We start from the raw sequence: 26738 nt of genomic DNA on the forward strand, positions 1-26738 counted from the left end.
CCAGGCGATCGCGGTTCTTCGGAAAGGACAACTCATGAGCACCACCACGGCGGCTGACGGACCAGACCACGCGAGCTCCCTCGACCAGGCCGCCGCCACCTTCGTCGAGGTGCGTCCGCGCCTGTTCGGCATCGCCTACCGGATGCTCGCCGGCTCGGCGGAGGCCGAGGACATCGTCCAGGAGACCTGGCTGCGCTGGCAGAACACCGAACGCTCGGCCATCGCCAACCCGGCGGCGTTCCTGACCCTGATCACGACGCGGCTGTCCATCAACGCCGTGCAGTCCGCACGGGCCCGCCGCGAGACCTACGTCGGCCCCTGGCTGCCCGAGCCCATCGACACCGGCGCCGACCCCGCCGCCGGAGCCGAGCGAGGTGAGGCGCTCGAACTCGCCCTGCTGTTACTGCTGGAGAAGCTCACCTCGGCCCAGCGGGCCGCGTACATCCTCCGTGAGGCCTTCGTCTATCCCTACGAGCAGATCGCCGAGATCATCCAGCTCAGCCCGGCCAACGTCCGCCAGCTGGTGAGCCGCGCCCGCAAGCACCTGAGCACCACCCGGCGCGGGTCGATCGGCGCCGACGAACACCACCGCCTCCTGTCGGCCTTCCTCGACGCCTCCCAGGAGGGGAACCTGACGGCCCTGGAGAACCTCTTCGCCGCGGACGTCGTCAGCTCCCCCGACGTCAGAGGCGCGGCGGCGGAGTTCGCCAGTCACCCCATCGCCCGCAGGACGTCACGCACCCGGCGCAGGTCCCGCATGCGAGCCTCGTACGTCGCCCCGACGACCACGAGCAGCACCCCGCCGACGGCGATCGGCACCCAGCGCGGCACCGCGAGGAACATCTCCGACACGTACGGGGCCAGTTCCCGCACCACGACCCCGGCGAGCACGACGCCCCCGATCATCGTGGGCGCCTGCAGCCGGGACCGGGCTCCGGCGAACAGCACCACCAGCGCCAGCACGCCGAGCGCCAGCGACCGCCGCCATTCCGTGTCCGAGTAGACGACCACCAGGCTGGGGAGCATCGTGAAGGAGAGGCCCGTGCCGTAGGCCGCCCACGACGAGACCGGCGTGCCGCGCCGCCGCAACCAGCCGAATCCCAGCAGCACCAGCGAGCACGGCACCGTGTACGCCTCGACGACGGTGACCTCGTCCGCTCCCAGCCGCAGCCACGAGGCCAGCAGGAGCAGGGTGGTGCCTGCGTACCTGAGGCCGTTCGCACCGCCTGCCCACAGCGACCTGAGCAGCACCAGCACTCCGGCCACGGCGAATCCCACGCTCGCCGCGACCAGGACGCGCAGGCCCAGCGAGAACCCCACCGCCACCGCCTCCAGCCCGAGGAACAGCGCGGCGAAACCCAGCCCCCAGACCCGCAGCCCCTTCAGCCTGGCCACCAGGGCCATCGCGGCGGCCGCCAGCGCCAGGATCGGCAGCACGATCAGCGTCGCCGGCTGGCTGCCGAACGCGTACGCCGCCGCCCGTACCGCGGCCGGACCGGCGACGAGCGCGCAGGCCACCGCCCACCAGGGCGCCCTGCCGAGTGTGGCGGCCACCGCCGGCGCGACGGCCAGCACCGCCAGCACCGCCACCGCGGCCGGGTAGGGCATCGCGAAGGCTTGGGGTGCGACCGCGACCATGAGCATTCCGGCCACCAGCGCCCCGACCGCCAGCACCCGGAACACCAGCCCCCCGGACACCAGCGCGCGGGACACCGGCGCGCGGGACCCCGCTGCCTCGGACACCGCTGCCTCGGACGCCGCCTCCTTCATCGGCATCGGCCCCCCGTCGATGCCGCGCACGGCCACCGCCAGGAGGCCGGCCGCCAACGTGCCCAGCACCGCCACGTCCGCCGGAGTCGCCATCTCGAACGGCGGCCACTGCCGCGCGTTCCACGTGCCCGTCCAGAGCACGTCCAGCCAGGCCAGCGGCGCCACCAGCGTGGCCACGAGCCGAGGCAGCACCACCAGCGTGGTCAGCAGCGCCACCAGCCCACCGGTGGCCATGCCCGCCAGCCGTACCCGCCGCCAGGGCAGCCAGGCGGCGGCGAGCACCACCACGAGTGCGGGAACGAGGTACGCCAGAGGACGCCAGTTCGTCCCCGGCCCGACCAGCACCGGCTGCGCCAGCGCCGCCGGGACGGCGATCAGCGTGAGCGCGGTCCCGACGGTGACCACGGCCGCCCAGGTCTCCCCCAGAGCCTTGCCCGGCCTGGCCAGCAGCCACGTCACGAACCCGCCGAGCAGAGCCAGCGCGACCAGCGGCACCGACCTGACCAGGGCCTGACCGACGGAAGGGGACCCCAGCGCGTCCGCCGCACCCGCCAGCAAGGCGAGGGTCGCGACCCCGCTGCCTGCCACGGCGGCCGTCACCCGCACCGCTCCCCGGCCATAACGGACCAGAGGGACGTCCAAGGCCGCCGTGGCCACCAACATGGCCACCAGCCAGGTCTCCGGCAGGTCGCCGGTCAGCAGCGGCAGAACCGGCTGCGCCAGCACCACGGCGACCGGAGCGGGCCCGCGCAGCCGGGTGACCCGGGCATAGGCCACCAGAATGAGCGCGCTAAGCCCGAACACCCCCGCCGTGTAGTGCAGCGCGTCGAGCGAGTCGACCCCGAGGAAGCCCACCCGCCTGGCCGCGTACCCGTCGAGCAGCAGCAACACGACCGCGAGCCCGGCCACGGTCTCAGCCGTCGCGGTGAGCCTGCGCCGGATCAGCACGACTGGCGCCAGCATGACCAGCGCGGTGAACGCGGCCAGCACGGCCGCCCGCCCGACCATGCTCATCTGCCCCCAGCTCACCACGGTGAACACCACCGCCGCCACCGTCAGCAGCAGCCCACCGAGGATGAGCAGGACATTCTTCGCCGTACCCGGAGAGACCTCCCGCCCCGGAACACCGGCCCCCGTCCCAACACCGGCCCCCGCCCCTCCAGGCCCGGCCGCCACCCCCGGATACGGCGGCAACACACCCGCATAGGAAGGCGCCACCCCCGCAACCCCCTGACCCGCCACACCCGCGCCTGCCGCCCCTTGACCCGCCGCACCCGTCCCTGCCGTCCCTGCCGTCCCCTGACCCGCGCCGCCGGCGCGCAGGATGCCGAGCAGTTCCGTACGCCGGCCCTGCAGCCTGGCCTGCTGATCCCTCAGCCCGGCGAGAGCCTGATCCACCTGCCAGAGCTCGTACGCGGCGGGCCCCTCCAGAGGCAGCGCACACCCCGGACACCTGGACACCGGCCCTTGGGACCCGGTCCCGGACAACACCGCACCGCAGTCCGGACATTTCATACTTCCACGCACCGATACTCCGTTTGAGCCTGTCGAGATGACCCATACTTCACCCCGACGCCCTTGCGAACCACTGTCGCCGGCAACCACGACCGACGACCGGCCGACGCATGGGAGCAACCTCCGGAACCAAGGGCGCGTTCCGGGACGCTCAGCAGGCGGTCAGACCGGCCCCGGTCCCTGGCCACCTTGGTCTGCAAGAACGCAGCCGACGCGGACCGCGGCGGCCGGACGTGACGTCCTGGGCGTGGGAGCGGATCACGATCCCGCCGCGGGCGACACCGCTTGATCAACGCGAGCCGGTCCTGCCTCGGGCAGGGGATTCGGCCCCCGGTCGAGGGCCTGGGCGGTGATCAGGCATGCGAACGCCGCGAGGGCGAGCGCCGTACGGATGAGGTGCAGGTGCAACCACCGCCGACGACTCTCCTGCCAGTCGGCGGGCAGCTGATCGGGATCCCAGGCGTCCGCGATCCGGTTGAGAGGTTCCAGACCTGTCAGGGTGAGGACGACGGTGAGGATCACCAGGATCAGCGCGGCCGAACTGACGCCGAAGACGAGCCATCCGCGGCGCCACGACAGGACCGAAACAACGATCATCGCCACGATCCCGGCCAGGAGGAGCGGCGGCATGGCGCGGCCGTAGTCGACGTTGAGGGCCTGCCAGTACCTGACGTACGCGGGCCCCGGCAGGCGAGCCACGGACGGCGCGATCACCACGAAGAGGACGCCGCCCGCGTACAGGCCAACCAGCAGTAACGCGACCGTCCTGGACGCGACGAGAACCAGGGACACCGCACGCCCCTCCACGACGAAGATTTAACTGTATTGCTACTCTTTCATTAGAAGTACATCCAGTCAATATACGTCTGAAATCATGGCTTGCGATGACCGAGCAGAAGAAGCGACGCCCTTACTCCAGTGCGCTGCGCCAGGAGCAGGCCCAGGCCACGCGGCAGAAGATCGCGACGGCGGCGCGGGAGTTGATGATCAGGAACGGCTACGCCGACACCACCATGGCCGAAGTGGCGCGCGAGGCGGGCGTGGCCGTCCAGACGCTGTACACGTCCTCCCCCGGCGGCAAACCCGCGCTGGCCAAGCTCGTCTACGACGTCACGCTGGCCGGAGACGCCCAGCCCCTGCCGCAGAGCGACCGCCCCGAGGTCCAGGCGATCATCGACGAACCGGACCCCGCACGCAAGCTGGCCCTGTACGCCGCCATGGCCACCGCTATCCTTCGGCGCATCAAGCCCGTGCACCGCGTCCTGCGCGCGGCGGCCGCCGCGTCCCCGGCCGACGCGGGGCTCCAGGACCTCCTGGCCGACATCGAACGCGAAAGGCTGACGGGAAGCCGCGGACCGGCCGAACATCTGCACGCTCTCGGAGCCCTGCGCCCGGACCTCCCTCCGGCCAGGGCCGCCGAGCAGATCTATGTCCTCACCTCGACGGAGAACTTCGAGAAGCTGACCGAGGTGTGCGGGTGGAGTGAGGCCGAGTACGAGGAGTGGCTCGCCTCCATACTCGCGGCTGCCCTCCTCGGACCCCCTCGCAAGTGAGATCCCCGGCGCCGTTCGTCCCCGGAGTGCTGAGGCGCCACAGAGCATCTGCGCCTGCCGCCACGACAGACCGTCACGCACGCCACCGGACTACGCGCACCCGGATTTGTATGATCAACTCGGCGCCTGATCCTTACCTGATCGCCTGGATGATCCGGAGGATGTCATGACCGATGGCACGTCGGCGAGGCTGGGATCTGTCCGGACACTGCGCCCCGAGCTGGTCGGGCGGACCGGCGAACTGGCCAGGATCCAGGAGGCCGTCGTCGATGGATACGGGCTGGTCCTCATCGACGGCGAGCCGGGGGTGGGCAAGACGAGCGACACCGCACGGGGCAGGCTGGATCGCTTCCATGCGTATCGAGGCATTCGTGCGCTCCTGAGCCGCGGCGCCGTGCCGGCACTCGACGACCTGCACTGGGCGGACGCCCCGTCGCTCGAACTGACCGAGTTCCTGCTTCGCCACCCACCCGCCGCCGGATTCCTGCCGGCCATCGCCTGCCGCTCCACGATGATCCCGCCGCCGGTGGCCGACGGCGGCCCGGGTGCGGCGCTCGCCTTAGAGGAGACGATGCTGCGTACGGAGCTCGACCGGCTCACCCCGGCGGGGCGGCCGGCGGCGTACGCGGTTCGCCTTCCGCCAAGGCGACACCCCCTGAGAACCGGCGGCTCGGCGTCGGCACCGGGTGGCTCACCACCGAGGAGCGCGCCTTGCCGGCCGGCCCATGGAGAGCCGACCGCCCCGAGAAGCGCGCCTTTCTGGTCGGCGCGCCGAGACCGGGGATCGGGATCGCGCTCTCCACCGTCCGGGAGATCCTCAGGCGGGATTCGCCGCCCGGGCTGACGTCCACCACATGCTCCGGCTTCCCATGGACGCCGCTCCCCGGGCGTCCGCGTCGGGCGGCGCGCCGCTGCCCTCCAGGCGGGTGGTGATCGCGATCCGGTTGTGCGCGTTGATCACTGTCGCGGCCCAGATCAGCGCCGCGAGCTGGGTCTCCTCGAACTGCCTCGCCGCCTCGGCGTACACCTCGTTCGGGACCTGCCCCGCGAAGACGAGGGTGATCGCCTCGGTCAGCGACAGCGCGGCGCGCTCCCTGCCGTTGAAGAGCTTGCTGTTCCGCCAGGCCCGCAACTCGCGGATGCGCTGCTCCCCTTCCCCCATGGCCCGCGCGTCCTGGGTGTGCCGGTCGAGCGAGAGGGAACAGCCGTTGATCTGGGACGCGCGAATCTTGATCAGCTGGAGCAGTCCCGGCGCGATGTCCGCCGCCTGCGCCGCGGCCAGAGCGGCCTCGTGCAGGGCGCTCATCGCGCTGGAGACTTCGGGGGTCACGTTCTTGATCGCAATCCGCGGGGCAATCGTGGCTACAGACATGTCGTGACTCTCATCTCGCTCGTTGAAGCTCTTTCAAGCAAGGACGGGCGCAGCGACGATGTGGCGATATGTCCCCCTCTCCGTCCCGCTCGAGAGCGCGCCCCCGGCACCAGGCCCTGCGCGCGCCCTCCGTACTGCATGGGATACGCGACATCGGCCGCCCCGGTTCGCACCACGGATCTCACCGAGGACGCGCTCGATCGGGAGCACAGGTCAGAGGCCGGGCCCGGTCGGCCGGGACCGTAAACGATTCCCCGGAGTGCCGCTCAGCCGCACGCCTTCGCGGTGCCGCCGGAGCCGGTCTGGACGCTGCGGCGGCCGGCGTTCCACTCCACCTCGACCCTGCCCCAGGCGCAGGTTCTGGGGGCTCGGAGCATGTTGCCCCAGTGACGGCCGTTGTTGCCTGGCTTGAAGTCGTACGCGTCCCTCCTGTTGTCCACCGTGTACACGTAGATGGTGCCGCTCGCCTTGGAGTCGGTCCTGATCTCGACCCAGTTGGTCTTGCACCGGGGGGACCACCAGAGGTGGATCCGTCCGGCGGCCCCGCGGGGCTGATGTCTGGCGAGCGTGCCGGTCCGCACCACCTGGGCGGAGTTCCAGCAGCCCGTATCGGCCGGGTCTTGGTGGTCGTACGCAGTGGCCTGCGCGTATGCGGGAGCCTGTGCCGGCAGGACCGCCGTCATGGCGGCCACGGCGAGGGCCGCAAGTTGAAGCTGCACGAGGAGTCGACTCCTTACCTCGAACGACAGATGAAGAACGCCGAGGTTCAGAATAACAGAGCGCGTGCTCCAAAATTGCGGGCCGTGACTACCGCGGGACGAGGTCGCGGACGCCCGCGCGCATGCCGAGATAGGCGAGGACGCCGAGACCCGCGCACATCACCCAGACCGCGCCACCGACGTACTCGAACAACGCCGTGCCGACGCTGGGGCCGATGGCCCAGCCCGCCGTCTGGCAGGTGGACAGCGCGCCGATGTAGCGGCTCCGCAAGGCGGGCGTCGGGGCGGCGAGGGCCGGATACGCGCCGATGGACGGGGCGCTGATGATCTCTCCCAGCGTCCAGACGACGGCTCCGAGGATGAAGACCCACGGGCCGAAGGGCAGGCCGAACAGACCCAGGCCGATGCCGAGGAGGAGGCAGCCGGCGGCGACGGTGGCCCGCATGGAGAAGCGCTGGATGAGGGTGGTCAGCGGCAGTTCGACGAGAATCACGAGCGCGCCGTTGAGCGCGACGACCGCGCCGTAGAGCGCGGTCGGGTAGCCGCGTTGCTGCACCTCGAGCGGCAGCGTCGACTGGTACTGGACCTCGGCGACCGCCGTGATGAACATCCCGGCGAGGAACAGCAGGAACCGCCGGTCCCGCAGCAGGTCACGGTACCGAGCGGTCTCCTCCGGCGCGGCGGTGTCCTCGCGCAAGCGGTGCCCGGCCCCGGCCGGCATGACGAGCAGGACGACGACGGCGAAGAGCAGGTCGACGACGGCATTGACGACGAAGACCACCTGGTACGAGAACGCGGCGGCCAGCCACACGCCGAGCAGCGGCCCGATGGCGGCGCCGAGGTTGAGCCCGAACCGGCTGGCGGCCGAGGTCATCACGAGCCGCTGCGGCGGCGTCAGCTCGGCGAGCATCGTCGCCGCCGCCGGGCGGTACATCTGCCCGAACGCGCCTGCCACGAAGCTGACGATCAGCAACGGGACGATCGCCGTCACGGCGGCGAGCCCCGCGGTGGAGAAGCCGCACAGCAGCATCGACCACACGATCACCGCCCGCGCGCCGAACCTCCCTGTCACGCTGCCGCCGACGAACGTCCCCACGATCGACCCCACCCCGAACCCGGTGAGAACGAAGCCGGCCTGCGCGGGGCTGTAGCCGATGCCGGTCAGGTACAGGACCAGGAAGAGCGCGACGAAGCTCCCCATCCGGTTCAGCGCGATGCCGAAGAGCAGCACGATCGCCGGCCGCGGCAGCTCGCGCAGCGTGCGGATCACTCCGGCGGGAGCCTCGTCGGCGGGTGCCTTCGACACGTCGGTCACGCGGGGCTCCACGTGCAGCGCAACGCCGCCAGCGCCCGGTCGAGCGCGGCGGACAGCTCCTCACGGGTGGCCGCGGCGGCGGTGGCGAAGGCGACGCGGCCCTCCATGAGGTCCTTGTGCGGCAGCAGGACGACCTCGCCCGGGCGGACGAGCGGGACGGCCAGGTCCGCCTCCGGCGGCAGGCCGGACTCGTCGAAGGCGATCTCCTCGACGCGGGTCTCGTGCCACGGCGGGTAGGCGAACCTGATCCCCGCGCAGAGCGCGCGCGTCCGCGTGAGGTCGGGGACGTCGCCGCACGAGACCGCCGCCAGAGCCAGGCCCGGGTCCACGCCGGAGGCGCTGTGGCACAGGTACGAGATGAGGTCACCGCCGAGCCGGCCGTTGATCTCGATGAGCTTCGGGCCCTCGTCGGTGAGCTTGAGCTCGGTGTGCGTGGCACCGGTCGCGTACCCGATGGCCGTGTGGACCTGGGTGAGGAAGCGGGTGATCGCGGGGTCGCCGAGCAGCGGGTCGTCCCCGCGCGTCCAGTGGCCGGTCTCCTCGAAGTACGGCGCGTAGCCCATCTCCTTGTGCGAGACGAAGACCGGCAGGACCCGGCCGTCCCGTACGACGGAGTCGACGCCGATCTCCTCCCCGGTCAGGTACTCCTCGATCATCACGGAGCGGTCCGGGGAGCGCAGATCGGCGGCCGGGAGGCGGTGCGCGGAGGCGAAGTGGTCGGCCAGTTCCTCGCCGTCGCGGACCAGCGCGACGGCCTGGCTCGCGACCCCGGCCCTGGGCTTGATGACGACCGGATAGCCGAACTTCTCCGCCACGGCACGCGCCTCGGCCACGTCGGCGACCAGCACCGACTGGGGCTGCGGCACGCCGCGCGCGGCGAGGGCCGAGCGGGTGACGTGCTTGTCGCGGCAGGCGCGGGCGGCGTCGGGGCCCGGGCCGGGCAGGCCGACGGCCGCGGCGGCGAGCGCGGTGTCGACGACGTGGTCCTCGGCCCACGTCATGACCCCGTCGACGGCGCCTTGTGCCACGACCGCCCGGACAGCGGCCACGATGCCGTCCGCCGTCATGCCGGGTACGACGCTGACCCCGGAGACGTACGGCGTCTCCCACTCGGCCGGCCGGCCGATGACGAGGTGGACGTCGTAGCGCTCGCCGATCCGGCGCAGCATGAACTCCCGGTACAGGCGCGGCCCTGTCCCCACGACGACGAGCCGCTTCATGAGGGCCGCTCCGCGCCGATGCCGACGAACGCCATCAGCGCCGGTGTCTCGGCGCGGTTGTGCCAGGCGTGCCGGGTCCCCTGCTGAACGACGCACGCGCCGGGGGTGAGCCGGACCTCGTCGCCGGAGTCGAGTTCGAGCCAGAGCTCGCCTTCGAGGCAGATGCCGTAGTCGAGCGTGTCGGTGGTGTGCATCCCCGACGGGTCGCCGGGTTCGAAGACGTCCATCAGCCCGGGGAGCCGCTCCTCGACCTCGGCGTCGATCTCGGCCTGGTCCTCGGGCGACGGCGCGGACGGCAGCCCGACGATCGAGGACGCGGGCGGGAAGCGCACGAGCAGCAGCCGCGTACCGCCGGCTCCGGCGAAGAACGGCAGCGTGATCGGGTCGGCGGCCTTCGGTCCGACGGTCGCGCCGCCGTCGGGGCTGCCCCACAGCAGGTACATCTCCTGGCCGGGCAGCGCGCGGGCCGTGATCGGCGCGACGGGCGTGTCACGTACGATCACCGCCGCGCCGTCCGGGCCGAACCCGGTCACGACCAGGCGTGGATCGATCGCCATCAGGCTCCCCCTTGTCCCCGCAGCCGCTTCAGCGTGTCCTCCTCCGCCGCGCGGAGTTCCGCGCACGCGGCGGCCACGCGGAACGCGTCCACCTGGCCGATCGCCTTGCCGATCATCAGCTGGTTCCTGATGTCCTTGCACCGGCCGACGAGGTCCGCGAGCGCCGGCTCGACGTCCGCGTACGCCGGTTGCCGCGCGGCGAACTCCCGCAGGCAGGCCCGCGACCCCTCATACACCGAAAAAGCGTCATAAAGCAGGGCGATCGTCCGCGCGGGCGTGATCCACCGCGTCCCCAGCAGGTCCGCGACCCCCTCCAGCAGCGCGTACGTGTCGTCGTACGTCCGCAGCACCTCGGAGAACGCCGCCGATGCCCCGGTCACCGCCGCCGCCGCGTCGTACGGGCCGGCCGGGAACCAGCTGACGTGCCGCAGCTTCCCGTTGTCGTACGCCGCGGCGATGACGTCCTCGGGATAGGCGTACCGGCACAGCACGCTCGCCCGGTTGTCGTCGAGGATCGACCAGTGCCCGTCCGCGTACGAGGTGAGCGTGATCGTGTGCACGACGTGGTCGGTCCGGTACTCGGGGGTGTGTGGCAGGTAATAGACGTCCACGAACAGGATCACGTAACCAGCACGCCCGGCGGTGTCGATGACGATCTCGCGCGCCTGCGCGTAGGTGTCGAACGGGACGTACTCGCGGGTGATCCCGACGCGGGCGAGGGCCGCGGGGTCGAGCAGCTTGCTCTGGAAGTCGTATTTCGGGCGGCCGAGGCGGATGACCTGGTCGGCGATGTCGTCGCCGCCGACCAGGCAGTTGTAGAAGACCAGCGGCAGGTCGGGAACCCGCTCGGCGAGCATGACCATGGCCTGCCGCTGGTAGCAGTTGAGGAACGACCGGTCGTATAACTGCTGGTCGTAGTCGTAGACGTCGTCCTTCATGCCGTCAGAGCGTCCGGGTCATGAAGGCGCTGTGCGGGTCGGGGCCGTAGCCCGCGAACGGACCGCAGGGCTCGAAGCCGAACTTCGCGTACAGCTTCCGCGCCTGCTCGAAGTGCTCGGTCGAGCCGGTCTCCAGGCTGAGCCGCTCGAGGCCCATCGCCTTGGCCTCCTCCAGCATGTGGGCGAGGAGCAGGCTCGCGATGCCGTCGCGCCGCCGCTCCTGGGCGGTGCGCATGGACTTGATCTCGCCGTGCCCGTCGTCGATGCGCTTGATCGCGCCGCAGCCGACGAGCTGGTCGCCGTCGTACACCGACCAGAACGTGACCTCGGGGACGCGCAGCCCGTCGAGGTCGAGCGCGTACACGCTCTCGGCGGGGGTGATGGCGTGCATCTCCCGCAGGTGTTCCTCCAGGAACGCGGCGATCTCCGGTCCGCGCAGGTCGTCGACCACGATCTTCATTTACTCTGCCTCCAGTAGTGCGCACGCGAAGAAGCCCGGTGCGGAGGCCTGCGCGAGGTAGAGCGCTCCTCGCTCCGGGCCGGACTTGTCAGTGTGGTCCATCAGGTTGATCAGCCAGTCCGCGTTACCGCAGTGACCGTACCGGGTCATCGGCCCCTGGAAGTGCAGGAGCTCGCGGGCCTGGCCGGCGGCCATCGCGTTGAAGCTCACGATGGGAGCGAACAGGCTCGAGGTGAAGATCTTCGTGACGTCCCCCGGCGCGCGGCCCGCCTGACGGAACGCCTGGTCCAGCGCGGCCCGGGCGACCGCCTGCCGGGACGCGAAGGTGTCCTGCCCGACCATGCCGGAGAAGTCCGCGGCCAGCCCGGTCCCGGCGAGCGTGAGGCCGCCGTGGTCACGGCTGATCAGGCAGCCCGCCACGGCGTCCCCGAAGAGCGCGAAGGACTTCACCCGGTCGCGGTCGTCCGGGGTGAAGTCCAGCGCCACCAGCACGACGTTGCGCGCGTCCGCGCCGGCCAGGCCCCAGGCGTACCGAAGGGCTTCGAGCGAGCTGCAGCACTGCTGGAGCGACACGATCGCGGGAACACACGCGGTCAGCCCGGCGGCGCGCATGACCTCGACGGCGACGTCCCTGCCGAGCAGCCCGAGCACGGCGTCGGAGGTCGCGAGCACGAGCCGGTCCACCTCCCCCGCGCGGACGCCGTGCGTGCTCAGCACCTTCGCCACGCAGTCCACGACGTACGGGACGAGCGGCCCGGTCATCTTCCGGTACGTGCCCGTGCCCATCGCGGCGAACGCGGTGTCCGGCGACACCGCGCGCCACAGGTCCTCGAACCCGGGGATGTCCTCAGGACGGCCTTCGGCGTCGCCGACCACGTACGCGAAGGACCCGATGCCGCCCACTCAGACCTCGGCCGGCGCGCTCGCGTCGATCTCCTCGATCACCGACAGGATGCCGTCGATGTCCTCGAGCATCGGCACCCATTCGGGGCGCAACGCGATCCGCCCGTTCGCCTTCTCCTCGATGTAGCTGTTGACGAGGATGAGGATGTTGAGCGAGCTGATCCCGAGCTCGGCGCGCGACCTGCTCTGCGCGACCTCGTCGTAGGTGAGGTCCGGCGCCATGGGCTGCGTGCCGAGGAAGTCGACGAAGTTTCGCAGCCGGTCGTCGATGTCAGGCATCGGCGGCCACCCGCCGGAACGCGAAGCCGTTGAGGTTCTCGGTGTAGATGCGGTTGTAGCCGTACCTGTCCTCGCCGGAGACCAGGACGCAGCCGTGGTAGTCGAGGGCGATCTCGTCGCCGAACTCGACCAGCCTGTCCACCTGCTCGTACACCTTGGTCTGCGGGATCACGTACCTGGAGGCGTAGCCGAGGCGGGTCTGGTCGCTGACGTTGGGCAGGGACCCGTGGACGCACTTCTCGACGAACAGGACGAACTGCCCGGGGCCCATCTCCATCTCGACGACGTCCTCCTTCTCCGGGTCCCAGTCGGGGTCGAGTTGGAGCTCGGAGTAGTCGTAGCCGAAGAAGTCGGTCTTGCGCTGCGGGCCCTTGGTGAGCCGCTTGTTCTCGTCGTAGAACCAGCGCTTCTGGCTGCCGCGGATGAAGCGCAGGCAGCCGTTCTCGCGCTGGGCCGGGGAGAAGGCGGTCCAGACGCTGACGTCCTGGAGGACCGCGTCGTCGTCGCGGTCGTACGCGAAGCTCAGCGACGGCGTGGCGGCGGTCGTGGTCTCTCCGACGATGTACTTCTCGACCTGGTGCCAGCCGGTGCCCGCGTCACCCGGCTGCTTCTGGAAGATGTTGGACTTCCAGCAGATGATGTCCTCACCCAGGAGCGAGCGCAGCTTGTTCACGATCTCCGGCCGCGAGATGTGCTCGGAGAGCGTGTCACAGTCCAGGTGCCGGTCATAGTTGATGACCGTCGAGTTGTGCGGCTTGTTCTTCGACAGCGCCATCTCGATCATGGCCTTGCTCCAGATCTTCTGAGCCTCGTCGGGCTCGTAGAGATCGAAGGGGCCAACGTAGCCGTTGTCCTTGAAGAACTGGACCTGCTCGGCGGTGAGGCCGTCGGTCAACGTGGTCATCTGCCTGTGCCCTTCTTGTCGAGGAGCCGTTTCGCGTTCTTCCCCATGAACAGGTCGCGATCGGCCTGGGTCATCTCAGCCGGGAAGGCTCCTTCGGCCGTGAGTCGTTCCACGAAGTTCGTCTGCTTGCCCTGCAGCCGGAAGATCGGCCAGTCGGTGCCGAACAGCACCTTGTGGTTGATGTTGCGGCGGAAGAACCGGTTGAGCCCGGCCACGCCGTCGGGGGCCTCGTAACCGCTGGCGTCGATGTAGACGTTCGGCCGGTTGTTGCAGAGCATCGCGCACTCGTCGGGATAGTGGACGCTGCCGTGCGCGAGCACGAAGTCCACGCCGGGGAAGTCGCGCGCGGGCCGGTCCACGTAGATGGGCAGCGCGATCTCGAAGTCGAGCGCCGGGGAGGTCGCGCCGATGTGCGACAGCACCGGCAGCCGGTGCTGCGCGCAGATCTCGTAGTACGGGTAGAGCGCCTTGTCGTCGAGCCGGTAGCCGCACGGCGGGTAGAGCTTCATGCCGTCGAAGCCGTACTCGACGACGGCCCGCTCGAACAGCGCGATCCCGTCGGCCCCCCAGCGCGGGTCGACGCCGGCCAGGACGCGGAAGCGGCCGGGATGCCGATCGACGACCGCCTTGTGGTGATCGATGATCTCCTCGATGGAGTGCGTACTGTCCTTCAGCGCGTACGTGAAATCCGGCAGCAGCAGGACGGCCTCGTCGATCCCCGCGTCGTCCATCTCCTTCACGAGCTGGTCGCACAGCGGGTCCTGGAGGGTCGCGTCGTGCATGCGGCGCAGCCGTTCCTTCGTGGCGGGCAGGCCGCGCGCCTGCATGGCCGCGGCCATGTTGTCGATGACCCCGTCGCGGAACGACGGCGGGAAGCACATCTCGGCCGCGACGTGGCAGTGGAAGTCGATGATCGTCATGAGTTCGCTCCCAGGCAGATGCCGACGATGTCGTGCACGTACTCGGCCTCGATGAACTCCCCCATGCGGCTCATGGCGTCGATGCCGGTCTGCTCCTCGAGGACGAACACGATGCTCATGAGCCCGATCGAGTCGACGCCGAGGTCGTTCCTCAGGCTCATGGACGGCGCCACGTCCCTGCCGGGCAGAACGCTGGCGATGATCTGGCAGAGCGCGTCCTCGGTCACCTGTCGCCACTCCCCCAGACGGCGCGCGCGACCGCGCCACGGTCGATCTTGAAGTTCCGGGTCAGCAGACCGCTCTCCACGGTGAGCTCCTCCGCCAGGCGGACGAGAGTCGTCGCGATCCGGTGCGACGGCTCGCGGCCCGCGTTCCTCCGCTTGATGTACGCCTCGATGTCGGCCGCCTTACCTGCGTCTTCCATCCAGACGACGCAGGCGAGCAGCGCGGCGCCGTCCGGCAGGGCCACCATGGCGCGGACGCCGGGAAAGGCGCGTTCGATGTCGGCTTCCAGCTCGGCCGGGTTGATCTTCACCCCGCTCCGGGTGATGATCACGTTCTTCTTGCGGCCGGTGAGCCTCAGGAACCCGTCCTCGAGGACCCCGAGGTCGCCGGTGGCGATCCTGCCGTCGGGGAGGAAGACCGCGTCCTGCGTGTCGACGCCTTCGTACACGTATCCGACGACCTGGGGCCGTTCGGCGCGCACGACGACCTCGCCGTCGTCGCCGAGTTCGACGGTGATGCCGTCCACGGGCCGTCCCGCGCTGCCGACCCTGGCCTGGCCCGGCACGTTCATGGCGATCCAGCCGATCTCGGTGCTGCCGTAGAGCTCGTAGAGCGGCGCGCCGAGCTCCTGGAACAGGGTGACCATGGCCGGCGGCACCGGCGCGGACCCGGTGTACATGAGCCGCACCCGCGACCCGTACATCGACAGCCACCCGCGGCCCTTGTCCATGCGCTCGGCCGGGGCGGCGGCCATGACCCGGTTGTGGAGCAGCTCGAAGAAGGACGGCGGGCCGAGGATGATCGTGGGTTCCACGGTCTTGAAGGCCTGGAACATGATCTCCGGCGGGACGACGGTGGCCGCGCAGCCCGTCCAGATCGCGAGGTAGGTGAGGTAGCGCTGCTGGAAGTTCGAGTACGGCATCACGATCGCGATGTCGTCGTCCGGCGTGACCTGCCACGCTCGGGCCGACAGCTCGACGGTGTTGGCGATGCCGTCGTCGGTGAGCAGCAGGCCCTTCTGCGTCCCCGCGGTGCCCGAGGAGAACGCGATCGTGCGCACGCCGGGCGGCAGCGCCGGAGCGTCGGCGTGCCGTACCGGGTCGAGCTTGACCGGCCGGTCGGAGAGGATCGCGGTGGCCGCGGGCAGGCCGGCCTCGCCCGGGAGCGCCCGGGTCACCAGCAGCGCGGCCAGCCGGTACGTGCCGACGAGCGCGCCGATCTCCGCGGGATCGTGCCGGTTCTCCGCGGGGATGGCGACGGGGACGCAGCCGAGGGCGAGCAGCGCGAGGTCGGCGAGGATCCACTCGTAGGAGTTGGGGCCGAGCACGCCGACGAGGTCGCCCGCGCCGAGGCCGCTGTCGCGCAACTCGGTCATCAGTCGGCGGGCGTCGTCGTGGATCTCGGCGTACGTCCTGACCAGCGTGCTCCCGTCGCGCGACAGGAACCGCATCCGCTGCCCGGGGTGCTCGGCGAGCCTGTCCACCAAGGAGTCAACGAACATGGAGGTGTTCCTGGACGTACTCGACGGACCGCATGGGCCTACGGCGTAACTCCTCGACCAGCGGCTCGAGGGGCCCGAGGTCGGCCGGGCCGTACGCGGCGTGGAAGGCGAGCGCGGGCCCGGGGTCCGGCAACAACAGGGTCTCGGCGAGGACGCGGGCCAGCGACCGCAGCCCGGCGAGCACCGCGTCCGGCTCACCGATGAGGGCGGGGCCGTCGAGCGCGAGCGCGCCGAGCTTCGCGAAGTAGGACAGCTGGAGGAACATGCCGTCGCTGTCGGGGAACGTGCCGAGCCCGCGGTCCACGTAGCGCAGGCACTCGGCCAGGTAGTACGCGATGACGTCGGCCTGGTCCAGCCCGAGCGGCCCGGCCCACACCTCGGCGAGGACGAGGATGCCGAACACGTCGGCGGCCGTCTCCTGGAGCACCCCCACGACCCACGGGTCCGCCGTCCACAGCGGGGTGAAGTCCGTGGCGGGCCGGTGCACGAAGTGCCCGAACTCATGGCTGAGCACCCCGAGCGTCGGAATCCCCGCGAATCGCTCGGCCGCCGGGTCGAACCCGTTCCCCACCCGCGCGTACCGGGCGGAGAGCGGCCCGGACACCGTGTCGAGCACGGCCCGGTGGGTGTTGCGGAAGTAGTAGGTCTTCTTGTACGGCGACTCGTCGACCCCTTCGTCCTCCGGCAGGAAGTACGCGATGTGCTTGGGGTGCAGGTTGCCCTCCCCGGCCATGAAGAACAGCCGGGTCGCGCCGAACGCCGGGAGGTCGCCGAGCCGGAGGTCCGCCATGAGCGTGCGCAGGTACGGCTCGACCTGGTGCCGCTCGGCGAGCGCGGCGGCCACGAACTCCTGCCCCACGTCGTCGCCGCGGCAGGCGAACGCCGTGGGCAGCCCGCCGGGGTCCTTGCCCGACCAGGTGCCGAGATGGCCCGCGACGAGCGTCACGTCCTCCCGCAGCTCCGCCAACTCGCACAGGGCCTCGGCGGAGTAGCCGTGCTCGACGGCCTCGGCGCGCAGCGCGAGCGCGCGCCGGTCGGCGTCGTCGGGCAGGTGCTTGGCGATGTCACGCATGGCGGAGGCGACCAGCGCCGGGGCGTGGAAGCGCCGTCTTTCCCGCGCGTCCTCGGGCGGCCCCGCCGCCTCCTTGACCCGCTGCCAATCGGCGTCGACGGCCGCCTTCAGCGCGGCCAGCCCGGCGAGGAAGCCATCACCGAGGTCCGGGGTCTCGGCCGCGAGGTCGAGGCAGGCCAGCTGGTAGCCGTCGGACGGCGGCCAGAAGGCGCTGCGCCAGTCACGGAAGGTCCCGGCGGCGGCCAGATTGCGTGCGTAGTCGAACCTCATGCGTTCTCCAGGAAATCGGCGATAACGAGCGCTGCGCCTTTTTCGCCGATCATCATGCTCGCGGCGTTCGTGTTGCCGGAGACCATGGTCGGCATCACCGAGGCGTCGATCACGCGCAGCCCGGACAGGCCGTGGACGCGCAGCCGGTGGTCGACGACCGACATCGGGTCGGCGCCCATCCGGCACGTCCCCACCGGGTGATAGGACGTGTCGCCGTTCTCCCGCGCGTAGGCGACCAGCTCATCGTCGGTCCGGACGTCCTTGCCCGGGATCAGCTCGAACTCGCGGTACGCGTCGAGCGCGGGATCCTCGACGACGCGGCGCGCGATGCGCATCCCGGCGACCAGCCGCGCGCGGTCGGCCTCGGCGGCGAGGAAGCGCGGCCGGATCGCGGGCGGGGCCATCGGGTCGGCGGAGCGGATGTGGATGGACCCGGCCGACTCGGGCCGCAGCGGATAGACGCCGACGGTCATGCCGGGAGCCGTGTCCAGCCGCCGGGTCGCCCCCGCGCCGTAGCTGGCCGGGGCGAAGTGGAACTGGAGGTCCGGCCGCTGCTCGGCCTCGGACGAGCGGACGAACCCGTGGCCGAGCGCGATGGGCAGGCTGAGCAGCCCCCGGCGGCGCGTCACGTACGTCGCGACCTCGCGGGCCAGGCGCAGGCCGCGCGAGCGCTCGTTGAACGTGATGGGACGGCGGACCCGCCAGCGCAGCCGGGTCGCGTAGTGATCGCGGAAGTTCTCGCCGACGCCGGGCAGATGGTGCACGACCGGCACCCCGGCCGCGGCGAGCACGTCGGCGGAGCCGATCCCCGACAGTTCGAGCAGTTGCGGCGACTGGACGGCCCCGGCGCTGAGGATCACCTCGCGCCGGCAGCCGGCCTGCCGCGCCCGGCCCTGGTGGCGAAAGCTGACGCCGACGCAGCGCGTTCCCTCGAACCGCAGCCCGGTGACATGCGCCTCGGTGAGCACCATGAGGTTGGGCCGCCGCAGCGCACGGCGGAGATACGTCCCCGCGGCCGACGAGCGGCGGCCGCGGTCGTGGTTGACCTGGTAGTAGCCGAAGCCCTCCTGGTCACCGGAGTTGTAGTCGGGGTTCTCCCGGTATCCGGCTTTCTGCGCGGCCACCAGGAACGCGTCGCACAGCTCGTCACGCTCGCGCGGCAGGCCGACGCTGATCAGCCCGTCGCTCCCCCGGCTCGGCCCGCCGACCCCCGCGCTCTCCAGGCTCCTGAAGTACGGCAGGACACCGGCCCACGACCAGCCGGGGTTGCCGAGCCGCTCCCACTCGTCGTAGTCCTCGCGCTGGCCGCGGACGAAGATCATGCCGTTGATCTGGTTGGATCCGCCGAGCAGGCGCCCTCGGGGGATGCGCAGGGTCCGGCCGCCGATCGTCGGGTCGGCGTCGGTCTCGAAGCACCAGTCGTACCTGGGGTTGCCCATGAGGATGGTCTCGGCGGCCGGGATCGACAGCAGCGGGCTGCGCCGCCGCGACCCCGACTCCAGCAGGAGCACCCGTGTGCCGGGGTCCTCGGACAACCGCGACGCGAGCACGCACCCCGCCGCGCCCGCCCCCACGATGATGTAGTCCGCCCGCATCTAACCGGCCGCCGCGAGGGTGGTCCGGTGCATCAGGCGCCGGTGCTTGACGTGGTCGTAGGAGGTGGCCCGGTGCATGGCGCTGCGGTTGTCCCACAGGACGATGTCGCCGGCCTGCCACCGGTGGCGGTAGGTGAACCGCGGCATCGTGGCGAACTCCTGGAGGAACGTGATGAGCGGACGGCTCTCGTCCTCGGACATCCCCTCGATCCGCCACGGCACGTTGCCGCCGACGTACAGGGCCTTGCGTCCGCTCACGTCGTGCACCTTCACGATCGGGTGCGCGACGTCCGCCCACTCCTCGCGTTCCTTCGCGGTGGGTGGCGGCCGGTCCGGGTAGTTGTAGGGCCGTGACCGGACCCGGCTGATGACGACCCTGAGATCGGCGATCCGGTCCTTGACCTGGTCCGGGAGCGCTTCGTAGGCGGCGTACATGTTGCCGTACCAGGTGTCCCCGCCGACGGGCGGCACCTCGCGCGCGTACAGCATCGACCCCGCCGGCGGGGCGGTCAGGTACGCGCCGTCGCTGTGCCACACCCGGCCGCTGTACGCCGAGCCGATCGGCTTGCCGTCGCGGGTCAGATTCGACAGGACGAGGATCTCGGGATGGTCGTCGGCGTTGAACTGGGACCGGGTGTACGTGACCACCTGACCGAACCTGCGACTGAACTCCACCTGTTCGGCCGGGGTCATTTCCTGACCCCTGATCAGCAAAATGGTGGTGTCGATCCAGGCGCGATAGATGCGCTCGAAATCATGGTCGGAAATATCACCGGTGACATCGATCCCGCGGACTTCGGTGCCAATACCCGCCGTGATGGGAATCAACTCAAGCACGGCGGGAGCATACGACCCGGCCGTCGCGCGGCGCAAGGACGCGGGAAACTTTCATTTTCCATAATCGGCCCGGCGGGCGACCCCGGTAAGTGTCGCGACAAAATCCATGCACGGCACCGACCAGCGAGTTTACATGTTACAAACTTCTCACACCCAACGAATGAGCGTGCGCCGGCCTTCGCTCCGGCCGGAATTGGACAGGGGCCTTTGCCCGCCGTCGGCCGCGTGTTACGCTCCTGCCGCTCGTCCGACGACCGGAAACTCAACGGCGAGAAATCCGCCCCGCCGGCACGGCTTCGACACCGTCAACCCAGGGAGGGAAAGGGTGCCGCAATCCAGACCGGAGCTGGCGCGCATTCACGACTATTACTGCCTGCCTCGCTCCGTCGGCTCCGCCGCGCAGAGCATCTATGACATTTGGGAGAGCGGTGGCGCTTTCAACGACTCCATCACCCCGTCGACCTACGTCCCCGAATACCGTGCGCACATCGTCCTCAAGATCCTGATGCTGACCGCGCCCGGGGCGGCGGTGCTGTCGCTCGGCTGCGGCAACGGCTTCGTCGAAGGCGACCTCGTGGCGCACGACCGCGACGTGCGCGCCATCGACTGCAACGCCGAAGCCGTCGAGCTGACCAGGAAGAAGGGGGTCGACGCTCGCACCGTCGACTACTTCGACCTGCGTCCCGCCGACGCCGCCGACGTCTCGGCCATCTACGCCGACGGCCTGCTCGGCCACCTCTTCGACCCGGCCGGCGAACTCGCCCCCGCCCTCGGCAAACTGCGCGACCTGGACCTGCGGCCGGGAACGTACCTGGTCCTGTCCAACGACGCGCCCCGCGACGCCAAGGCCGACTTCGCGCCGCACCAGCACGTGGACGGGTTCTGGTTCATCGCGAAGGACTATCTGCACAAGAGCCTGATTTCTTTCGGGTTCGAGCCGGTGGAAAGCTATTATTTCCCGTATCTGCGGCCCGTGAGCGGAATACGCAACCGAACGATCTGCGTCGCGCTCGTACCCTGACGATCGGATCCCGCCTTGCCAATGTCGGCTGAATTCGCCGAGCGGCTGCTGCCGCTGCTCCCCGATCTCGTCGCGGATTACGGCACGCCATTCCACCTCTACGACGCGCGCGGCATCGTGGCCACCCACGAGGCGATGACGCGCGCATTCGGCGACACCTCGTACCGGCAATATTTCGCGGTGAAGGCGTTGCCGAACCCGAATATCCTGGCGTTGCTGCGCGCCGCCGGAAGTGGTTTCGACTGCTCCTCGGCGGTGGAAGTGCACCTTGCCGGGGCGGCCGGCGCGCAGGCCGGTGACATCGTGTTCACCTCCAACAACACCGCGCTGCCCGAATATCGCACGGCCCGCGCCGCGGGAGCGCTGATAACGTTCGACGACAGGTCGTTCGCGGAAAAGGTCGATGAACTTCCCGAGACCGTCGCCTTTCGCATCTCCCCCACCGGTCTGGCCGCCGGTTGCGCGCTCATGGGCAACGCGGCGCACAGCAAGTTCGGCGTGCCCGTGCACGAGCTCGCGGACGCGTACACGGACGCCGTCGCCCGTGGCGCGCGACGGTTCGGCATCCACGGCATGACCTGCGCCAACGAGCTCGACACCAGCCGCGCCGCGCGGGCGGCCGCCGACGTCATCCGGCACGGCGCGCGGGTCGCCGAGGCCGTCGGGATCGAGCTCGAGTACGTGAACGTCGGCGGCGGGCTCGGCATCCCGTACCACGAGGACGACAAACCCATCGACTTCGGGGCATACGCGGACGAGATCCTCGCCGCCCGGGAGGAGTTCTTCGGCCCCGGCGGGCCGCGCATCCTCACCGAGATCGGCCGGTACGTGACCGGACCGCACGGCGTCCTCGTCACCCGCGTCATCAACCGCTGCCGCAAGGGCCACGAGCTCGTCGGCCTGGACGCCTCGATGTCGTCACTGATGCGGCCCGCCATGTACGGCGCGTACCACCACATCTCCCTCCCCAACGCCGAGGGCAGGGAGATCGGCAGATTCGACGTCGTCGGCGCGCTCTGCGAGAACCTGGACAAGTTCGCCGTCGACCGCGAGCTGCCCGAGCCACGCGACGGCGACATCGCACTCATCCACGACACCGGAGCCCACGGCCACTCCATGGGCTTCACCTACAACGGCCGCCTGCGTCCCGCCGAGCTGATGCTCACCGACGGCGGCGACGTGGTGGAGATCCGGCGGGCCGAGACCTATGACGACTACGTCGCGACCGTCCGCTGGGGAGCGTGACCTTGAACAGGAGCTTGGTCGAGACCGCCTTCGAGCGGCGGGAGTCGTTGTCCGCGGACGAGCTGGCGGCCCTCGCGCCGCACGTCACCGCCGGGCTCGCGGCCCTCGACCGTGGAGAGCTGCGCGCGGCGCGGCCGGAGGGGCCGGAGTGGGTGGTCGACACGTTCGTGAAGAAGCTCATTCTGCTGTCGTTCCTGATCGGCCGGAACGAGGTCGGGTCCGGCGGCCCGCGACAGCCGAAGAGCTTCGACAAGATCCCGCTCAAGTTCGAGACCTGGGACGATGCCGTCTTCCGCGACGCGCGCCTGCGCGTGGTCCCCGGCGGGGTCGTCCGCCACGGCGCGTACGTGGCGCCTGGGGTCGTGCTGATGCCGTGTTTCGTCAACGTGGGCGCCTACATCGGCCCGGGCACGATGATCGACACCTGGGCCACCGTCGGCTCCTGCGCGCAGATCGGCGCACGCTGCCACATCTCCGGCGGAGCCGGCATCGGCGGCGTGCTCGAACCCATCGGTGAGCAGCCCGTCATCGTCGAGGACGACGTCTTCGTCGGCGCGCGCTCGGAGATCGCCGAGGGCGTGGTCGTACGGCGGGGCGCCGTGATCGGCATGGGGGTCTTCCTCGGGAGATCCACCCCCATCGTCGACCGCGCCACGGGAAAGGTCACGTACGGCGAGGTCCCCGAGAACGCGGTCGTCGTCCCGGGCTCCCGCATCGACGCCAACAATCCCGATATATCGGTGTATGCGGCGATCATCGTCAAGCACGCCGACGACCGCACCCGCGGCAAGACGGCCCTGAACGACCTCGTCCGCGACTGAGCCCCTTCATCGATGCCGTCAACCTCATCGCCGAGCGCCTTCGACCGGCTGCGCGCGCTCCTGGCGGGAATCCCCGCACCCGCCGGCGTCACCCCGATCCCCCTCCACCTCGGGGAGGCTCGCCTCGTCACGCCGCCGGTGGACGGCCGGCTCCTGGCTGACGTGGCCGGCTGGACGCGGTATCCCCCGCTCGGCGGCACCCCCGAGCTCCGTGCCGCCTACACGGGCTGGCTCGAACGCCGCTTCGGCGCCCGCGTCGGCGCCGCCGTACGTGAAGGGTCGCTCGCGATCGAGCCGTCCCCCGGCACGAAGCAGGCCGTCGCGGCCGCCATCGCCCTCGCCGTCTCCGGCAGCGCCCGCTCGCCCGCTCCGGCGGTCGTCCTGCCCAATCCGTTCTATCCCACGTACCACGCGGCGGTGTCGGCGGCGGGCGGCCGGGCGATCTTCTACGGTCGCGCGTCGGAGGTCGCCGCCGCCGTGGCCGCTCGGCGGGACGTCGCCGCGGTCGTCGTCTGTTCACCGGGCAACCCGCGCGGCGAGACGCACACCCCCGGCACGGTACGCGCGATCAGCGCGGCGACGCGAGTGGCCGGTGCGCTGCTCGTCGTCGACGAGTGCTACATCGACCTCGTCCACGGCGCGTCCGCGGGCGGCGGATTCCTGACGTCCGGCACGGCGAGCGAAGCGGGGCGCTTCCTGGTGCTCCACAGCCTGTCCAAGCGGTCCGGGATGCCGGGCCTGCGGTCCGGGTTCGTGATCGGGGATCCGGAGAGCGTGGCGGCGTACGCGAACCACAACCGCACCTGCGGGGTCTCGCTCGCGGCGCCGGTGTGCGCGGTGGCGGCGGGGCTGTGGGCGGATGACGCGCACGTCGCGCGCCTGCGGTCGGCCGTGCGCGCGAACTGGGACATCGCTGACGAACTGTTCGGCGATCTCGCCGGTTATCGGCGGGCCGAGGCGGGATTCTTCCTCTGGTTCCCCGTGCCGGACGACGAGGAGGCCGCGCGCCTGCTGTGGCGGGAGGAAGCGGTGACGGCGATGCCGGGGCGCTACCTCGGCGCGGCCACCGACCGCGGGGCCAACCCCGGCGCGGGTCACCTGCGCATCGCGCTCGTCCACGCGCCGGACCGCACCCGCGAGGCGCTGACCCGCATACGGCGGGTGCTCGCGGAGCTGAGACCTACTACTACTGCAGGGGAGCTGACCAGATGAGCGGCGGCCTCATCGGATGGATCGACCTCGAACGCGACCTCATGGAACGGGCGGACGTCGTGAGCGCCATGACGGACACGATGGGCGATCGCGGGCCTGACGGAGGCGCGGTCCACATCATCAGGCACGCGGCGCTGGGCCATCGCCGCCGCACGACCCCGGGCGCCGGCGAAGGGCGTCAACCGGCGCTGTTCGCGACGCGCGGCGGCCCCTCGCCGGACGACGGGGCCGTCGTGCTCGTGTACGACGGCGCGATCTACAACCTGGCCGCTCTCCGCCGGTCCCTCGGCCTGTCCCCCGTGGCCACCGACACCGATGTGCTGCTCCACGCCTACCTGACGCACGGCGCGGACTTCGTCGGCCACCTCGTCGGCGCGTTCGCGATCGCGATCTGGGACGGGCGGGACCGGCGGTTGCTGCTGGCGCGGGACCACATGGGGCTGAAGCCGCTCTACTACCACCCTTATGCGGGCGGGATCCTGTTCGCCTCCCTCCCGAGGGGGATCATGGCGAATCCGCTGTTCACCCCGGTTCTCGACCGGTCGCTGATGACGATCGCGCTGCAGCCGCGCCTCACGCTCGCCGGTGAGACGCCGCTCGTCGGGGTGCATGAGGTCAAACCCGCGCACGTCATCACGTACACACCCGACCACGGGCCGGTTTCGCGCGCGTACTGGCGGCTGACGAGCGAGCCGCACGACCACACGCCCGCCAAGACCGCCGAACGCGTGCGGGAGCTGCTCCATGACGCCGTGGCGGGCCAGTTGCCCGCGTCGGGGCCGTGCGGCGCGATGCTGTCCGGCGGCGTGGACTCGACGTCGGTGGCGGCGCTGGCGGCTCGGCTGCTGCCGCACTCGCTCGACACGTACTGCGTCGAGTTCGACAGCGACAAGGCGCACTTCGCGCCGACCGAGCTGCGCCCGGACGTGGACGCGCCGTACGCCGCGGCGGCGGCCGAGTACATGGGGAGCAGGCACACCACGCTCACGGCGACGATGCCGGACCTGCTCGCCGCGATCCCGGCGACGCGCCGCGCGCGCGACCTCCCCGGGTGGGGGCAGTTCGACGCGTCGATGTATCTGCTGTTCCGGCGGATGCGGCAGGACACGACGGTGGCGCTGTCCGGCGAGGCGGCGGACGAGTTCTTCGGCGGGTATCCGTACCTCTTCAAGACCGAACTGATCCGGCGCGACACCTTCCCGTGGCTCGGGGACGGGCCGAAACTCGCCGACTTCCTCGTGCCGGAGCTCGCGCGGGACGGTGACGAGAAGGCGCGCTACGCGCAACTCCTCGGCGAGGTGCCGCGCCTGCCGGGTGAGGCAGGGCTGGACGCGCGGATGCGGGAGGTGCTCTATCTCGGGATGGCGGGGCCGCTCGCCGTCGTGCTCGACCGCAAGGAGCGGATGAGCGCGGCGCAGGGGCTTCACGTGCGGCTGCCGTTCTGCGACCACCGGCTCGTCCAGTACGTCTGGAACGTCCCCTGGTCGATGAAGTGCTCGGGCGGGTTGAAGAGCCTGCTCAAGGACGCGATGGCCGACATCCTCCCGCCGACGACACTGAGCCGGGAGAAGAGCGCGTACCCGCACGTCCAGAACCCGGCCCACGATCAGGCGCTGGTACGCGAGGCGACGTGGATCGTGAACGCGAGCGAGTCGCCGCTGCGCGCCATGTTCGACGCGCCACGGCTCAACGACCTGCTGAAACGGATCGGCGCCGACGAGCTGCGCGCGCAACTGCCGGGCGGGGCCAGCGCCGCGCAGCTGCTGGTGCAGCTCGTCGAGCTGAACGCGTGGGTGCGTGAGTATCGGGTGTCCCTGTCCTGAGGGCCCACATGGTCACCCGCCAGAGCGCCTCGAAGAGGACACCGGCGCTCATCTTGCTCGCCCCGCTCGTACGGTCGACGAAGGTGATCGGCACCTCCGCCACCGTGCACCCGTGACGGACGGCTCGCAGCGTGAGATCCACCTGGAAGCAGTACCCCCGCGACTCCACGCTTCCGAGGAGGATCTGCTCCAGTGCGGCGGCCCGGTAGACGCGGAACCCGCCGGTGGCGTCGGCGACCGGAAGCCGGAGCGCCAGCCGTACGTAACGGTTCGCGAGTCGTGAGAGGAGCTCCCGTCTGCGCGGCCAGTTCGCCACGCGGCCGCCGGCCACCCAGCGGGAGCCGATGACGAGGTCGGCCCGCTCGGCCGCGTCCAGCAGGGCGGGCAGCCGCTCGGGAGGGTGCGAGCCGTCGGCGTCGATCTCCACCAGCGCGTCGAAGCCCCGGTCGAGTCCCCAGCGGAAGCCCGCCAGGTACGCGGCGCCCAGCCCTTCCTTGCGTTGCCGGTGCAGGACGTGCACGCCGTCGAGTTCGGCCGCGAGCCTGTCCGCGATCAGGCCCGTCCCGTCGGGGCTGTTGTCGTCGACGACGAGAATGTGGGCCGCGGGTACGGCGGCGCGGATCCTGCCGACGATGCCGGGCAGGGTGTCTCGTTCGTCGTAGGTCGGCGTGATGACCAGGACGGTCTTCAT

At 70.7% G+C, this 26738-nt stretch carries 25 protein-coding genes and 1 pseudogene; 8 read left to right on the forward strand and 18 right to left on the reverse strand.

Going from position 1 to position 26738, the window contains the following annotated elements; genetic code table 11:
- The first annotated feature begins 34 nt into the window (after positions 1–34).
- Positions 35–1003 carry a sigma-70 family RNA polymerase sigma factor gene (locus ABZX61_RS57035; RefSeq protein ID WP_355209385.1) on the forward strand — a complete coding sequence of 323 codons (969 nt, stop codon included), beginning with the start codon at positions 35–37 and terminating at the stop codon, positions 1001–1003.
- 2540 nt (positions 1004–3543) lie between these two features.
- Here ABZX61_RS57035 and ABZX61_RS57040 read toward each other — a convergent pair.
- Positions 3544–4077, reverse strand: a complete 534-nt coding sequence (locus tag ABZX61_RS57040; RefSeq protein ID WP_355209388.1) for a DUF1772 domain-containing protein — start codon at positions 4075–4077, stop codon at positions 3544–3546.
- 92 nt (positions 4078–4169) lie between these two features.
- On the opposite strand from ABZX61_RS57040, the gene ABZX61_RS57045 reads away from it, so the two are divergent.
- The gene (locus ABZX61_RS57045) at positions 4170–4838 is read left to right on the forward strand and encodes a helix-turn-helix domain-containing protein (protein WP_355209391.1); all 669 of its coding nucleotides are present in this window, start codon (positions 4170–4172) and stop codon (positions 4836–4838) included.
- Between the two features lie 166 nt (positions 4839–5004).
- Positions 5005–5682: a hypothetical protein gene (locus ABZX61_RS57050; RefSeq protein ID WP_355209394.1), complete on the forward strand. Its 678-nt coding sequence runs from the start codon at positions 5005–5007 to the stop codon at positions 5680–5682.
- Here the strand turns inward: ABZX61_RS57050 and ABZX61_RS57055 are convergent.
- The 16 genes from ABZX61_RS57055 to ABZX61_RS57130 all read right to left on the reverse strand — a co-directional run bounded on the left by ABZX61_RS57055 (position 5656) and on the right by ABZX61_RS57130 (position 19925).
- Positions 5656–6168, reverse strand: coding sequence for a carboxymuconolactone decarboxylase family protein (locus tag ABZX61_RS57055; protein WP_355209396.1), 513 nt, complete (start codon positions 6166–6168; stop codon positions 5656–5658). The two genes, ABZX61_RS57050 and ABZX61_RS57055, sit on opposite strands and share 27 nt — an antisense overlap.
- A 308-nt stretch (positions 6169–6476) precedes the next feature.
- Entirely contained in the window at positions 6477–6929 is a 453-nt protein-coding gene (locus ABZX61_RS57060) for a hypothetical protein (RefSeq protein ID WP_355209399.1), read from the reverse strand.
- A gap of 88 nt (positions 6930–7017) precedes the next feature.
- The gene (locus tag ABZX61_RS57065) at positions 7018–8244 is read right to left on the reverse strand and encodes an MFS transporter (protein WP_355209402.1); all 1227 of its coding nucleotides are present in this window, start codon (positions 8242–8244) and stop codon (positions 7018–7020) included.
- A complete protein-coding gene (locus tag ABZX61_RS57070; protein WP_350734077.1) occupies positions 8241–9464 on the reverse strand; it encodes an ATP-grasp domain-containing protein in 1224 nt (407 codons plus the stop codon). Before ABZX61_RS57070 ends, ABZX61_RS57065 begins: the two co-directional genes overlap by 4 nt.
- Entirely contained in the window at positions 9461–10021 is a 561-nt protein-coding gene (locus ABZX61_RS57075; protein WP_350734075.1) for a cupin domain-containing protein, read from the reverse strand. The genes ABZX61_RS57070 and ABZX61_RS57075 overlap by 4 nt, the downstream gene beginning before the upstream one ends.
- Positions 10021–10959: a hypothetical protein gene (locus ABZX61_RS57080; protein WP_355209404.1), complete on the reverse strand. Its 939-nt coding sequence runs from the start codon at positions 10957–10959 to the stop codon at positions 10021–10023. The genes ABZX61_RS57075 and ABZX61_RS57080 overlap by 1 nt, the downstream gene beginning before the upstream one ends.
- A 4-nt stretch (positions 10960–10963) precedes the next feature.
- Positions 10964–11419, reverse strand: coding sequence for a GNAT family N-acetyltransferase (locus ABZX61_RS57085; RefSeq protein ID WP_355209406.1), 456 nt, complete (start codon positions 11417–11419; stop codon positions 10964–10966).
- The gene (locus ABZX61_RS57090) at positions 11420–12322 is read right to left on the reverse strand and encodes a hypothetical protein (RefSeq protein WP_355209408.1); all 903 of its coding nucleotides are present in this window, start codon (positions 12320–12322) and stop codon (positions 11420–11422) included. It abuts the gene before it with no gap.
- The gene (locus tag ABZX61_RS57095; RefSeq protein ID WP_350734068.1) at positions 12323–12601 is read right to left on the reverse strand and encodes a hypothetical protein; all 279 of its coding nucleotides are present in this window, start codon (positions 12599–12601) and stop codon (positions 12323–12325) included. It abuts the gene before it with no gap.
- Entirely contained in the window at positions 12594–13505 is a 912-nt protein-coding gene (locus ABZX61_RS57100) for a chlorinating enzyme (protein WP_355209410.1), read from the reverse strand. Before ABZX61_RS57100 ends, ABZX61_RS57095 begins: the two co-directional genes overlap by 8 nt.
- The gene (locus tag ABZX61_RS57105) at positions 13502–14425 is read right to left on the reverse strand and encodes an amidohydrolase family protein (protein ID WP_350734065.1); all 924 of its coding nucleotides are present in this window, start codon (positions 14423–14425) and stop codon (positions 13502–13504) included. The genes ABZX61_RS57100 and ABZX61_RS57105 overlap by 4 nt, the downstream gene beginning before the upstream one ends.
- Positions 14422–14652 carry an acyl carrier protein gene (locus tag ABZX61_RS57110; RefSeq protein ID WP_350734063.1) on the reverse strand — a complete coding sequence of 77 codons (231 nt, stop codon included), beginning with the start codon at positions 14650–14652 and terminating at the stop codon, positions 14422–14424. Before ABZX61_RS57110 ends, ABZX61_RS57105 begins: the two co-directional genes overlap by 4 nt.
- On the reverse strand, positions 14649–16151 hold the full coding sequence (locus ABZX61_RS57115; protein ID WP_355209412.1) for an AMP-binding protein: 1503 nt from the start codon (positions 16149–16151) through the stop codon (positions 14649–14651). The genes ABZX61_RS57110 and ABZX61_RS57115 overlap by 4 nt, the downstream gene beginning before the upstream one ends.
- Positions 16141–17493 (reverse strand): hypothetical protein, encoded by a 1353-nt coding sequence (locus ABZX61_RS57120; protein WP_355209415.1) that lies wholly within the window; start codon positions 17491–17493, stop codon positions 16141–16143. Before ABZX61_RS57120 ends, ABZX61_RS57115 begins: the two co-directional genes overlap by 11 nt.
- A complete protein-coding gene (locus ABZX61_RS57125; RefSeq protein ID WP_355209417.1) occupies positions 17490–19088 on the reverse strand; it encodes a GMC family oxidoreductase N-terminal domain-containing protein in 1599 nt (532 codons plus the stop codon). Before ABZX61_RS57125 ends, ABZX61_RS57120 begins: the two co-directional genes overlap by 4 nt.
- Positions 19089–19925 (reverse strand): TauD/TfdA family dioxygenase, encoded by an 837-nt coding sequence (locus ABZX61_RS57130; RefSeq protein ID WP_355209419.1) that lies wholly within the window; start codon positions 19923–19925, stop codon positions 19089–19091. It lies immediately after the preceding gene.
- A gap of 325 nt (positions 19926–20250) precedes the next feature.
- Between ABZX61_RS57130 and ABZX61_RS57135 the strand changes: the two genes are divergently transcribed.
- The 5 genes and pseudogenes from ABZX61_RS57135 to asnB all read left to right on the forward strand — a co-directional run.
- Positions 20251–20946, forward strand: a complete 696-nt coding sequence (locus ABZX61_RS57135) for a hypothetical protein (protein ID WP_355209422.1) — start codon at positions 20251–20253, stop codon at positions 20944–20946.
- Positions 20947–20967: 21 nt separating this feature from the next.
- Positions 20968–22191, forward strand: coding sequence for a diaminopimelate decarboxylase (locus tag ABZX61_RS57140; RefSeq protein WP_355209425.1), 1224 nt, complete (start codon positions 20968–20970; stop codon positions 22189–22191).
- Complete coding sequence (locus ABZX61_RS57145) at positions 22188–23012, forward strand: 2,3,4,5-tetrahydropyridine-2,6-dicarboxylate N-succinyltransferase (protein ID WP_355209428.1); 825 nt, start codon at positions 22188–22190, stop codon at positions 23010–23012. The genes ABZX61_RS57140 and ABZX61_RS57145 overlap by 4 nt, the downstream gene beginning before the upstream one ends.
- Positions 23013–23024: 12 nt before the next feature.
- Entirely contained in the window at positions 23025–24224 is a 1200-nt protein-coding gene (locus tag ABZX61_RS57150; RefSeq protein WP_355209431.1) for an aminotransferase class I/II-fold pyridoxal phosphate-dependent enzyme, read from the forward strand.
- A pseudogene (gene asnB, locus ABZX61_RS57155) lies at positions 24221–25963 on the forward strand (asparagine synthase (glutamine-hydrolyzing)); the annotation flags it as partial. The gene ABZX61_RS57150 and the pseudogene asnB, both read left to right, overlap by 4 nt.
- On the opposite strand, the gene ABZX61_RS57160 reads toward asnB, so the two are convergent.
- On the reverse strand, positions 25911–26738 hold the full coding sequence (locus ABZX61_RS57160; protein ID WP_355209434.1) for a polyprenol monophosphomannose synthase: 828 nt from the start codon (positions 26736–26738) through the stop codon (positions 25911–25913). The pseudogene asnB and the gene ABZX61_RS57160 overlap by 53 nt on opposite strands.

The organism is Nonomuraea sp. NPDC003709, assembly GCF_040610775.1.
Lineage (GTDB): Bacteria > Actinomycetota > Actinomycetes > Streptosporangiales > Streptosporangiaceae > Nonomuraea > Nonomuraea angiospora_A.